The following is a 12,026-nucleotide window of genomic DNA, read 5'->3' on the forward strand; positions in this document are numbered from 1 at the left end:
CCTGCGGGCCGCGTCGGTCGCCCTTTCCCCCGTACGCCTGGAGGAGCTCACCGCCCGGGCCGAGCCGGCCGCCGAATACTGGGCGACCCGGTCGGCGCTGCCCTGGGCCTGAGCGCGCCGGCCAGGGCGCTCAGCGGCGGCGCCGCCCGAGGACGGCACCGGCCACGACGGCCACAGCCGCGCCGGCCAGCGCCCCGCGGTGCATCGAGGACCACGACCACACGTCCCGCGACTTGGCCTTGGCGTCGAACATCCCGTGCGCGCCGTGGTCGGCCTCGTCGTCCTTCGGCTCGAAGACGTTGCTGCCGTAGCGGGGGCCGCCGTCGTCGGACAGCTGGCCGTCCACCACGTTGCGGGCGAGATACCAGTCCATGAACGAAGGGGCCAGCCGGCTGCCCAGGATCGTGTAGGCGGTGGAGAAGCCGACCCACATGTTGCGCCGCGGGTTCTCGGCCAGGAACCGGACAGCGCGGGCCGCGATCTCGGGCTGGAAGATGGGCTCCACCGGCTGCGGGTGGTCCTCGAAGTCGGTGGCGTTCCAGTCGAACTGCGCGGTGTTGACCCCCGGCAGCTGCACCTGGCTGACCCGGACGGCGCTGCCGGTGTGCTTGAGCTCGGTGATCACGCTGTCGGTGAAGCCCTTGATCGCGTGCTTGGCCCCGCAGTAGGCCGACTGCAGCGGGATGCCGCGGAACGCCAGCGCGCTGCCGACCTGCACGATCACCCCGCGGTCGCGGGGCCGCATGTATTCCAGCGCCACCCGGGTCCCGTGCACCTGCCCGAGGTACGTGACGTCGGTGATCTTCCGGAACTCGTCCTCCGGGATGTCCCAGAAATACCGCAGGTCACCGGCGAAGGCGTCGTTCACCCAGAGCTCGATCGGCCCCAGCTCCTCCTCGACCCGGGCCGCGGCCGCCCGCACCTGCCCCGCGTCGGACACGTCGGTCTCTATGCCCAGCGCCCGCGCCCCGAGCGACGCGGCGTCCTCGGTCGTCCCCTCCAGGCCGGCCTTGCCGCGGGCCAGCACCGCCACATCCCAGCCGTGCTCCGCCAGCTCCCGGACGACCGCCCGGCCCACCCCGGCGGTTCCACCGGTGACCACGGCGACTCGACGCTCTGTCACGGCGTCCCCCTTCACTCCCTGATGTGCCGGAGGTGCACGTACCCCCTGGTCCCGGTCGGTACTCGCACTCGCCCCGACCCGCGATCCGGATCCGACGTTTCCTCCCGTCACCGAGGGGTAGGCCCGGCGGACCTCACCACGCCGGCACGCCGAGGAGCCTCATGACCGCCCTGTCTCCCCGACCAGTCGTGACCCGGCCCGCGCCGGTCCGGCGGCAGGTCAAAGGATCCGCACTCGCTCGCCTCCTGCGCACCACCGACGCGAAGCAGATCGGGATCATGTATATGGTCACCGCCTTCGTGTTCTTCGTCGTCGGCGGCTTCATGGCGCTGCTCATCCGGGGCGAACTGGCCCGCCCCGGCCTTCAGTTCCTCTCCCCGGAGCAGTACAACCAGCTGTTCACCATGCACGGCACGATCATGCTGCTGTTCTTCGCGACGCCGATCGTGTTCGCCTTCGCCAACTACGTGGTGCCGATCCAGATCGGCGCGCCCGACGTGGCGTTCCCGCGCCTGAACTCGTTCGCCTTCTGGCTGTTCTTCTTCGGCGGCCTGATCGCGCTGTCGTCCTTCCTCACCCCGGGCGGCGCGGCCGACTTCGGCTGGACGGCGTACACCCCGCTGAGCGACTACGTGCACTCGCCCGGCCCGGGCGGCAACATGTGGATCATCGGACTCGCCCTCTCGGGCCTGGGCACGATCCTCGGCGGCGTCAACATGATCACCACGATCCTGACCCTGCGGGCGCCCGGCATGACCATGTTCCGGATGCCGATCTTCACCTGGAACATCCTGATCACCAGCCTGCTGGTCGTCCTGGTGTTCCCGTTCCTGGCCGCCGCGCTGTTCGCCCTGGCCGCCGACCGGGTGCTCGGCGCCCACGTCTTCGACACCGAGACCGGTGGGCCGATGCTGTGGCAGCACCTGTTCTGGTTCTTCGGCCACCCCGAGGTCTACGTGGTGGCGCTGCCCTTCTTCGGCATCATCACCGAGGTCATCCCGGTGTTCAGCCGCAAGCCGGTCTTCGGCTACAAGGGGCTGGTCGCCGCGACACTGCTCATCGCGGGCCTGTCCATGTCGGTGTGGGCGCACCACATGTTCGCGACCGGCCAGGTGCTGCTGCCGTTCTTCAGCTTCCTGAGCTATCTGATCGCCGTACCGACCGGCATGAAGTTCTTCGTGTGGATCGGCACGATGTGGCGCGGGCAGATCGTGCTGGACACGGCGATGCTGTTCGCCATCGGCTTCCTGGTCACCTTCCTGCTCGGCGGGCTCACCGGCGTCCTGCTGGCCTCGCCGCCGATCGACTTCCACGTGCACGACAGCTACTTCGTGGTCGCGCATTTCCACTACGTGCTGTTCGGCACGATCGTCTTCGCGGTCTTCGCGGGCATCTACTTCTGGTTCCCCAAGATGACCGGGCGGCTCCTCGACGAACGATCCGGCAAGATCCATTTCTGGCTGACGTTCCTCGGCTTCCACGCCACGTTCCTGGTGCAGCACTGGCTCGGCGCCGAGGGCATGCCCCGGCGCTATGCCGACTACCTGGCCACGGACGGGTTCACCACACTTCACACGATCTCGACCGTCGGCTCGTTCGTGCTCGGTGTCTCCATCCTTCCCTTCGTCTACAACGTCTGGAAGTCGTACCGGGTGGGTCAGGTGGTCACCGTCGACGACCCTTGGGGTTTCGGCAACTCGCTGGAGTGGGCCACCTCGTGCCCGCCACCGCTGCGCAACTTCGACAAGATGCCGCGCATCCGCTCGGAACGGCCGGCCTTCGACGCCAAGTACGGTGACGCGGTGTCCGACCTCGGCCGTGAACTGCGGGCCGGAGACGCACGGGTGATTCAGACGGTCGCCGACGAGGTGCGGCCCGACCACGGACCCGACGCCTCCGACGTCGCCACCCCCGGCGGCGCGACCGGGAGCGAGGCGGCGCGCGACTACCAGCCGGACCCCGCGTCCGGAGCGCGAGGCGTCCGCGTGCCCGAGCCCGAGGACATCCGCCGGCCGGGCGCGGCCGACCAGCCCGGCGGCGCCAGCCTGGACGCCGAGGCGACCCGCCGCGACTCCACCGACAAGGACCGCCGGGGCGATCAGAAATAGCTTCCCTATCCGAAGGTGAAGACGTACGCCCGGACGCCCGGCGCCGCGAACGTGATCTCGAGAAGCTTCTCGCCGATCTCGCCGGACTGACGGATCAGCTGATACATCCGGCCCTGGTCGAGCAGGCCGGTGCCGTCGGCGCCGACGTCCAGCCCCGCCGCGTCGCCCGGGGAGTCGCCGTCGAGGGTCACCCGGAACGGGATGGGCTCGCCGCCCTCGCGGTCGAGGACCAGGTTGGCGTCGCGGGCCTGGAAGCGGAACGCGAGGCTGCCGTCCGGCTCGGCCAGGTCGATGTGCTCGCTGCCGACCGTCCACCCGCCGTCCAGCGCCCAGTGGTTGAAGTGCAGATAGTTCGAATACGTGTAGGCATGCCGGCGGCCGGGCTCGGCCTCACCGGCCGACGCGAAGTGCTCGCCCCGGGCATAGCCGAGATAGGTCTCCGGCGTGCGCAGGTGGGTCCAGTCGGCCTCGACCTCGACACCGACCGGCTCGACCCGGCTCAGCGGGCGATGGACCCCGAGCAGCCGCTGGATCGAGCGCTCGGACTGCTCGTACTCCCCCTCGCCGAAATGGTGATCGCGGATCCGGCCGTCGCCGTCGGCCAGGTAGAGCGCCGGCCAGTAGTGGTTGTCGAAGGCCTTCCACACCGCGTAGTCGCTGTCGACGACGACCGGGTAGTCGATGCCACGCTCGGCGACCGCGCGCCGCACGAGCTCGGGGCTGTGCTCGAACCCGAATTCGGGGGTGTGCACGCCGATGACGATCAGCCCGTCCTGGCGGTACGCGTTCCACCAGGCGAGGCGGTAGGGCGCGGTGCGCAGCCAGTTGATGCAGGTGAGCGTCCAGAAGTCGTAGAGGACGACGTGACCGTGCAGGTCGTCCGGGCCGAGTGGGGACGAGTTGAGCCACTCGGCGTCCGCTAACGAGGGCGTTCTCATAGGGACACGGTGCCAGCAAGAGGGCCCCCGGCTCTATCGTCAATCGGGTGACGCTGCTCCCACGCCTGCACCGCGTCGCCGTCCTCGTGCTGGAAGGCGCCAAACCGCTCGACGTCGGCATCCCGGCCCAGGTCTTCACAACCAGAGCCAGCATGCCGTACGAGGTAAGGGTCTGCGGCGCCGCGCCGGGGCTCATCACCGGCGGCGACGGGCTGTCCTATCACGTGGCCGACGGGCTCGACGCCCTCGGCTGGGCCGACATCGTGTTCCTGCCGGGCTACCGCTTCCCGGATCGCGAGGACCCACCGGCCGCCGTGCTCCAGGCGCTGATCGCGGCGCATGAGCGAGGGGCCCGGCTCGCGGCGATCTCGACCGGTGCCTTCGCGCTGGCCGCGACCGGGCTGCTCGACGGCAAGCGGGCCACCACGCACTGGCACTACACCCGGCAACTCGCCCGCAAGCATCCGCAGGTCCGGGTCGACGAGAACGTGCTCTTCGTCGACGAGGGCAGCGTGCTCACCTCGGCCGGCGCCGCCTCGGGCATCGACCTGTGCCTGCACGTGCTGCGCGGCGACCTCGGCGTGGCCGCGTCCAACCACGCCGCCCGCCGGCTGGTAGCCGCTCCCTATCGGAGCGGCGGCCAGGCCCAGTACGTGCCGCACAGCGTTCCCGCGCCGCTCGGCGAGCGGTTCGCGGCGACCCGGGAGTGGGCCCTGCACCGGCTGGACAAGCCACTCTCGCTGGAGGTGCTGGCCCGGCACGCGGCGGTGTCGCCGCGGACCTTCTCCCGCCGGTTCGCCGACGACACCGGATACACGCCGATGCAGTGGGTCATGCGGGCCCGCATCGACCTGGCCCGGGAGCTGCTGGAGCTCTCGCAGCTGTCGGTGGAGCAAGTAGCCGTACGCGTGGGTCTGGGAACGGGTGCGAATTTGCGCCTGCATTTCCAGCGGATCCTGGGCACCACGCCCAGCCAGTACCGGCGGACCTTCGTGGCGTGATCCTTGCGAACGGTGGCGCCCGGGACTCAACTGCTGCGCCTGTGCGGATTCCCCATCGGCCGAGCGTCAAGAGTGTGCCGATTCCTCTGTCATCCGTGCCCTCCGCGCGCCGACGCTGGAACGGATACCAGATCACGGGAGGGGACACACATGACCACCAAACCCAGCAGGGTCGCCGATCGGCTCGTCGAAGCCTTGGCGAAGCAAGGCGTCGAACGGGTCTTCGGCGTACCGGGGGCGAAGATCGACGCCGTCTTCGACGCGCTGCTGGACAGCGGGATCGTCACCGTCGTCGGCCGGCACGAGCAGAACCTCGCGTTCCTCGCCGGAGCGTACGGGCGGCTCACCGGCAATCCGGGCGTCGTCGTGGTCACGTCCGGGCCGGGCACCACCAACCTGGCCACCGGCCTGCTCACCGCGAACACCGAGCAGGACCCCATCGTGGCGATCTGCGGTGCGGTGCCGCGGACCGACCGGTTGAAGCGGACGCACCAGTCGATGGACGCGGCCGCCATGCTGCGGACCGTCACCAAGTACACGGCCGAGGCGGTCGACCCGGACGACGTGATCGAGGCGGTCGCCAACGCGTTCCGGGCGGCGACCACCGAGCCGAAGGGCGCCGCGGCGGTGGTCGTGCCGAGCGACGTGCTCGCCGCGCTCTCCGACAAGCAGCTGCCCCGGCACACCTGGGCGCCGGAGGCGGGCCACGCGCCCGACTACGCGATCAAGCAGGCGGCTGAGACGATCCTGGCCGCCGAGAGGCCCGTGCTGCTGGTCGGCATGCGGGCCGCGGATGCGGATTCGGTCGCCGCCGTGCGCGAGCTCGCCCGCACCACCGGCCTTCCGATCGTGGAGACCTTCCAGGCCGCCGGGACCGTGCCGGCTGAGCTCGAGGACCAGTACGCCGGACGCGTCGGGCTGTTCCGCAACCAGCCGGGCGACGTCCTGGTCTCCCGAGCCGACGTGCTCGTCACGATCGGCTACGACGCCGTCGAGTACGACCCCCGGCTGTGGAATCTGGGCGGTGACCGCACGATCGTGCACATCGACTCCGTACCGGCCAATCTGGACAACGACTACTACCCGGACCTGGAACTGCTCGGGCAGGTCGCGGGCACGGTGGCCGCGCTGACCCCGCTGCTGGCCCGCGTGTCGCCCGGCCCAGCCCTGACCGCCGAGCTGGCCGAGGCCCGGCGGGGACTGGCCGCCATCGACGACGCGGCCCGCGACGCGCCGCACAGCGCCAACGGACTCAACCCGGCCCGGGCGGTGCTGCTGCTGCGTGACCTGCTGCCCGAGTCGGCCACGGTCGCCTGCGACATCGGCTCGAACTACATCTACATGGCCCGCCACTTCCGGGTGCACGAACCGCGCCACCTGCTGTTCAGCAACGGCCAGCAGACGCTCGGCGTCGCGCTGCCGTGGGCGATGGCGGCGAGCCTCGCCCGGCCCGGCACCCCCGTGGTGTCCGTCTCCGGCGACGGCGGCTTCCTCTTCTCGGCGCAGGAACTGGAGACCGCGAACCGGCTCGGCCTCGACTTCGTGCACATCATCCTGCGCGACAACACGTACGACATGGTCGGCTTCCAGGAGGTGCTCAAGTACGGCCGCAAATCCGGGGTCCAGCTCGGCGACTACGGCTCGCAGGACATCGCGACAGCGTTCGGCGCGCAGGGGTTCCGGCCCACCAACGAGGACGAGTTCGTCGACGCGGTCCGCAAAGGGCTCGCGGCCGGCGGCCGGACCATCATCGACGTGCCGGTCGACTACAGCCACAACACCGACCTGGGCGCGATCCTGCCCGCGGAGACCTTCGAATGACGAACTCGGACCTGCTCGGCGATGTGCGCGAGCACCGCACCCGCGGGATCTTCCAGAACTCGACCGTCGGCGCGCTGCTCGCCGGGCTCGACGACGGCGACCTGACCATCGGCGCCCTGCTGGAACACGGCGACTTCGGGCTCGGCACGTTCGACGCGCTCGACGGGGAGATGGTGATCCTGGACGGCGTCTGCTACCACCTGCACGCCGACGGCACCGCCTCGGTGGCCGGCGTCGACGAGACGACACCCTTCGCCGCGGTCACCGACTTCACCCCCGACCTCACCCTGACCCCGGCCGGCCGGCTCGACCGGGCCGGCCTGATCGACCTGGTCGAGAAGCACGTCCCGGGCGACAACTACTTCTACGCGATCCGGGTCGACGCGAGGCTGTCCGCGGTCACCACCCGCACGGTGAGCCGGCAGGAGAAGCCGTACCCCGGGCTCTTGGAAGCCTCCCGGGGCGAGGCGGTGCGGACCCTCACCGACCTGCGCGGCACGATCGTCGGCTTCCGGTCACCCGACTACGCCGGCACGGTGACGGTCCCCGGCTACCACCTGCACTTCATCGACGACAGCCGCACGCGCGGCGGCCACCTGCTCGACTTCCAGCTGAACGACGGCGGCCAGATCAGGATCAGCAGCGTCCGCGACTTCCGGCTGCGGCTGCCCGGCTCCGACGGCTTCGCCACCGGCGCCCTGAGCGGCAAACAGGCGGCGTCCCAGATCGCCTCGGCCGAGGGTGAGAACTGAACCAAGCCACGCGGCCTGGAGTCGCGCACCCGGCAGGGTCGCGGTCAGCCGGGGTCCAGACACGTCCGGATCGGTGAAGCGCCGCCGGTAATGAGTCGTGGACCACGAAAAAGGCCGGCAGATTGGTTTCCATGGGAGGCTCGAAACGGGCATCCGGCCTGATGGCGGGGGCATCGAGGAGAAGCCATGATGACGGAGGACACGTCTTTCGGGGCGCTCCTGCGCCGCCTGCGCACGGCGGCCGACCTGACCGTTGATCAACTCGCGACCGCCGCCGGGGTCAGCATCCGGGCGATCGGCGACATGGAGCGCGGGATCAGCCGCAGTCCGCGGGTCCGCACAGTGGAAGCCCTCGCCGACGGCCTGGCGGTCACCGGGGCCGACCGGGCGGCGCTGGTGGCCGCGGCCCGGGCCGGGTGCGTCGGCGGCGAGGCCGCGCCGGCGAGCGGGCTGCCGCTGCCTCGGCGGGTCGCCGACTTCACCGGTCGCGCCCGCGAACTGGGGCAGGCTGCGGGCTGGCTGGCCGGCGCGACCGGGGGTTGCCCGGCGCCCGTGGTGACGGTCCACGGGCCTGCGGGGGTCGGCAAGACCTCGTTCGCCGTCCAGGCGGCCCAGTCCTGGCCGGTCGAGGACCAGCTCTTCGTCGACCTGCGCGGGCTCGACGCGCGACCGCTGACCCCGGCCGCCGTGCTGGCCCGGCTGATCCGGGCGCTGGGCACGGATGTCCGCGTGGTGCCCAAGGACGTCGCCGAGGCCGCCGCGCTGTGGCACGACCTCGTCGGCCGGCGACGGTTGCTGATCGTGCTGGACAACGCCATCAGCGAGACTCAGGTGCAGCCGGTGCTCCCGCCGCACGGGCCGTCGGCGGTGCTGGTGACCAGCCGGCGCAGCCTGGGCGGATTGGGCGACATCCACCGGCTGCGGTTGGAGCCGTTGCCGGCGGACGATTCGGTGGCCCTGTTGCACGGGATCGTCGACCGCTCCGGCGCGTCGCCCGAGGCGCTGCGCCGCATCGCTGAGCTGTGCGTCAACATCCCGCTGGCCCTGCGCATCGCGGGCAACCGCCTGGCCAGCCGGCCGGGCTGGACACCCGACGATCTGATCGCCCGGCTCGCCGCGCAGGAGCGCCGCCTGGACAACCTCGCCGCCGGAGATCTGCAGGTCGAGGCGGCTTTCAGCCTCTCCTACCACCAGTTGTCCGAGGGGGCCCGCCGGCTGTTCCGGCGCCTGGCCCTGGTGCCGGGCCCGTCGACCCGGCCCGAGCTGGCGAGTGTGCTGGCCGCAATGCCGCTGGTGGACACCGAGGAAGCTCTGGACGACCTGGTCGACCTCGGTCTGCTGCAGGAACGCCCGGACGGCCGCCTGGAGTTCCACGACCTGTTGCGCCTCTACGCCGGCGCGGAACTCGAGCGGACGGAGAGCACCGCCGACCGGGCCGCGGCTGCCGAGCGCCGGAACACCTGGCTGCTGGACACGACGATTGTGGCCGGTCGCTTCTTCGAGCCGGAGCACAGCTCCGAGCCCGGGGTCACCACCGTGGTGTCCCTCACCTCGACGGCCGACAGCGGCGCCTGGCTGCGCGTGGAGGTCGAGAACTGGCTGGCTGCCCTGCGCGCGGCAGCCACCGGCGGCGACGACCAGCGGGTGGTCGACGTCGCCGAGGCACTGCACTGGTTCTCCGACAGCTGGTTCATGCCGCCGGTGTGGGAAGAGGTCTACACCTTGTCGGCCGACGCCGCCGAGCGTCTGGGTGACGATCGTCTGCACGCCGTTCACCAGGGATATCTCACCTGGGTGCACGCCTACCTGCTCGATCAGCCGGCGGCCGCGATGAGGCACGCGCGCCTGGCCCTGAAATCCGCGACGCGATCCGGTGACCGGCAACAGCAGGCCTGGGCCGACTACTACCTGAGCTGGGTCTTCCATCTGCTCGGGCGATCAGACGAGTCGATCGAGCACGCCACGGCCGCGGTCACCGGCTTCCGGGCCACCGGCGACCGCGAGGGCCTGCCCAACGCCCTGCTCCGATGGGCGGTGTCTACTCAAGGCGCGGGTCGGGGTGAGGAGACGATCCCGGTCCTGACCGAGGTCCTTCGGGTGACGACCGATCCGGCGACCGCGCCGCTGCCGCACATCGCGGACAACGCTGCCGCCACGGCCCGCGCCTACCTGGCGGACGTGGAGATCGATGCCGGACGCTGGCCGACCGCCCTGTTGCGCATGCAGGAGTCCCTGGCCGCGGTCGACCAAACCGTGTCGCACTGGCGGATCGGCTCCCTGACCCGGCTGGCGCTGATCCACGCCGAGCTGGGCGACCTGGACGCGGCGCGCGCCGACCTGGTCGCACTCCGGAAGGTCCAGGCCCAGGAAGGGCGGCCGCCCAAGCTCACCGGGCCGGCGAAGGCTCGAGTGGACCGGGTGCAGGAAATTCTGGCCGACGGTTGATCGCCCCGGGCATTTCAGCATCACCCGAAGCATGCCCACCCCCGTGAACGAGGGGTCACCTGCCGGCTCCCGAGGTAACCCATCTCGGCGGTCTCCGGTGGGTACCCTCTCGAAGGTGTCGATGGAGCAGACAGCCGTACGCGTGGGTCTGGGAACGGGTGCGAATCTGCGCCTGCATTTCCAGCGGATCCTGGGCACCACGCCCAGCCGGTAGCGGCGGACCTTCGTGGCGTGATCCTTGCGAACGGTGGCGCCCGCGCCACTGTTCCGGTCGTCCGGTGGCGGCCACGCTTGCAGCATGACTCGCATCGCCATCAACGGATTCGGCCGCATCGGACGCAACGTGCTGCGGGCGCTGCTCGAGCGGGACAGCAAGCTCGAGGTCGTCGCGGTCAACGATCTCACGGAACCGACGGCCCTGGCCCGCCTGCTCGCCTTCGACACCACCGCGGGCCGGCTCGGCCGTCCGGTCACCGTCGACGGCTCGACCCTGGTCGTGGACGGACGCCGCATCGCGGTCCTGTCCGTCCCGGACCCGGCCGAGCTGCCGTGGAAGGACCTCGACGTCGACATCGTCCTGGAGGCCACCGGTCGCCTCGCCGCCGCCGCCAAGGCCCGCGCCCACCTCGACGCGGGCGCCCGCAAGGTCCTCGTCGGAGCGCCCTCCGACGGCGCCGACGTCACCCTCGCGCCCGGGATCAACACGTCGGCCTACGACCCCGCGGCGCACACGATCATCTCGAACGCCTCCTGCACGACCAACGCCCTGGCCCCGCTCGCCTCGGTGCTGGACGAGCTGGCCGGCATCGAGCACGGCTTCATGACGACGATCCACGCCTACACCCAGGAGCAGAACCTGCAGGACGGCCCGCACCGCGACCCGCGCCGGGCCCGGGCCGCCGCGGTCAACATCGTGCCCACCACGACCGGCGCCGCCAAAGCCATCGGCCTGGTCCTGCCCCGCCTGGCCGGCAAGCTCTCCGGCGACTCGATCCGGGTGCCGGTCCCGGTCGGCTCGATCGTCGAGCTCAACACGACGGTCTCCCGCGAGGTCACCCGCGACGAGATCCTCACCGCCTACCGGGTGGCCGCCGAGGGGCCGCTGGCCGGCATCCTCGAATACTCCGAGGACGCCCTGGTCTCGGCCGACATCGTGGGCAATCCGGCGTCGGCCGTCTTCGACTCCGCCCTCACCCGGGTCGACGGCCGCCACGTCAAGGTGGTCGCCTGGTACGACAACGAGTGGGGCTTCTCCAACCGGGTGATCGACACGCTGGAACTGCTCGCCGGATAGGTTTTCACCGGCCGGCGGCAAAGGCCGCGTTCAGCCGCTCCGAAGGCGTCGGGCCCGCGTCCGGCTTCGGAGCGGCACCCAGATGGAGCACCCTCAACTCGTCCATGAGCTCCTCGACGAACTCCGGGCCCGCGTCCCGCATGAGCTGCTGCCGGGTCCGGAGCTCGTCGCTGCCCGGGCGCCAGTCGAGCCCCCAGTTGCCGAGGGCGTAGAGGACCGGAAGGGTCCGGATGCCGGGCTCGGTGAGGCTGTAGCGAGCCCGCTGCCCCCGCGCCGCGGGGTCGCGGGTGAGGATCCCGGCGTCGACCAGCCGCTTGAGACGGTCGGCCAGGATGTTGGAGGCGATGCCCTCGATCGACCCGGTGAGCAGCTCCCGGAAATAGCGGCGGTCACCGAAGATGACGTCCCGCAGCACGAGCATCGACCAGCGGTCGCCGAGCACCTCGACGGCGGTGTTGATCGGACACCCGGACCGTGGTTCCACGACTCCTCCTTGACAGGCACTTCGCCCTCAATATAGTGGTTGCAAAACGCAACCACCAGG

General features: G+C 70.9%; 9 protein-coding genes. 6 read left to right on the plus strand and 3 right to left on the minus strand.

Annotated elements, in window-relative coordinates; translation table 11 throughout:
- Positions 1–130 precede the first annotated feature (130 nt).
- Complete coding sequence (locus tag NAG42_RS16265; protein WP_250031129.1) at positions 131–1,123, minus strand: SDR family oxidoreductase; 993 nt, start codon at positions 1,121–1,123, stop codon at positions 131–133.
- Positions 1,124–1,284: 161 nt separating this feature from the next.
- Here NAG42_RS16265 and ctaD point away from each other — a divergent pair, with 161 nt between their 5' ends.
- Positions 1,285–3,231 carry an aa3-type cytochrome oxidase subunit I gene (gene ctaD, locus NAG42_RS16270; protein WP_250031130.1) on the plus strand — a complete coding sequence of 649 codons (1,947 nt, stop codon included), beginning with the start codon at positions 1,285–1,287 and terminating at the stop codon, positions 3,229–3,231.
- 5 nt (positions 3,232–3,236) lie between these two features.
- On the opposite strand, the gene NAG42_RS16275 is transcribed toward ctaD, so the two are convergent.
- Positions 3,237–4,169, minus strand: coding sequence for a thioredoxin family protein (locus NAG42_RS16275; protein WP_250031131.1), 933 nt, complete (start codon positions 4,167–4,169; stop codon positions 3,237–3,239).
- A gap of 47 nt (positions 4,170–4,216) precedes the next feature.
- Here NAG42_RS16275 and NAG42_RS16280 point away from each other — a divergent pair, with 47 nt between their 5' ends.
- The 5 genes from NAG42_RS16280 to gap all read left to right on the plus strand — a co-directional run bounded on the left by NAG42_RS16280 (position 4,217) and on the right by gap (position 11,482).
- Positions 4,217–5,170 carry a GlxA family transcriptional regulator gene (locus tag NAG42_RS16280; protein WP_250031132.1) on the plus strand — a complete coding sequence of 318 codons (954 nt, stop codon included), beginning with the start codon at positions 4,217–4,219 and terminating at the stop codon, positions 5,168–5,170.
- Positions 5,171–5,320: 150 nt separating this feature from the next.
- Positions 5,321–6,991, plus strand: a complete 1,671-nt coding sequence (alsS, locus tag NAG42_RS16285) for an acetolactate synthase AlsS (RefSeq protein ID WP_250031133.1) — start codon at positions 5,321–5,323, stop codon at positions 6,989–6,991.
- Positions 6,988–7,743, plus strand: coding sequence for an acetolactate decarboxylase (gene budA / locus NAG42_RS16290; RefSeq protein WP_250031134.1), 756 nt, complete (start codon positions 6,988–6,990; stop codon positions 7,741–7,743). Before alsS ends, budA begins: the two co-directional genes overlap by 4 nt.
- A 186-nt stretch (positions 7,744–7,929) precedes the next feature.
- A complete protein-coding gene (locus NAG42_RS16295) occupies positions 7,930–10,188 on the plus strand; it encodes a helix-turn-helix domain-containing protein (RefSeq protein ID WP_250031135.1) in 2,259 nt (752 codons plus the stop codon).
- 298 nt (positions 10,189–10,486) lie between these two features.
- Positions 10,487–11,482, plus strand: a complete 996-nt coding sequence (gene gap, locus NAG42_RS16300; RefSeq protein WP_250031136.1) for a type I glyceraldehyde-3-phosphate dehydrogenase — start codon at positions 10,487–10,489, stop codon at positions 11,480–11,482.
- A gap of 4 nt (positions 11,483–11,486) precedes the next feature.
- Here gap and NAG42_RS16305 read toward each other — a convergent pair whose 3' ends face one another.
- Entirely contained in the window at positions 11,487–11,966 is a 480-nt protein-coding gene (locus NAG42_RS16305) for a winged helix-turn-helix transcriptional regulator (RefSeq protein ID WP_250031137.1), read from the minus strand.
- Positions 11,967–12,026: the final 60 nt, after the last annotated feature.

This window comes from Paractinoplanes maris (assembly GCF_023544465.1).
GTDB classification, from domain to species: Bacteria; Actinomycetota; Actinomycetes; order Mycobacteriales; family Micromonosporaceae; genus Actinoplanes; species Actinoplanes maris.

Excerpts from the sequence above, each read along its gene's own strand:
- ctaD (WP_250031130.1), top strand. The coding sequence starts at position 1,285 with ATGACCGCCCTGTCTCCCCGACCAGTCGTGACCCGGCCCGCGCCGGTC.
- alsS (WP_250031133.1), top strand. The coding sequence starts at position 5,321 with ATGACCACCAAACCCAGCAGGGTCGCCGATCGGCTCGTCGAAGCCTTG.
- NAG42_RS16295 (WP_250031135.1), top strand. The coding sequence starts at position 7,930 with ATGATGACGGAGGACACGTCTTTCGGGGCGCTCCTGCGCCGCCTGCGC.
- NAG42_RS16275 (WP_250031131.1), bottom strand. The coding sequence starts at position 4,169 with ATGAGAACGCCCTCGTTAGCGGACGCCGAGTGGCTCAACTCGTCCCCA.
- gap (WP_250031136.1), top strand. The coding sequence starts at position 10,487 with ATGACTCGCATCGCCATCAACGGATTCGGCCGCATCGGACGCAACGTG.
- budA (WP_250031134.1), top strand. The coding sequence starts at position 6,988 with ATGACGAACTCGGACCTGCTCGGCGATGTGCGCGAGCACCGCACCCGC.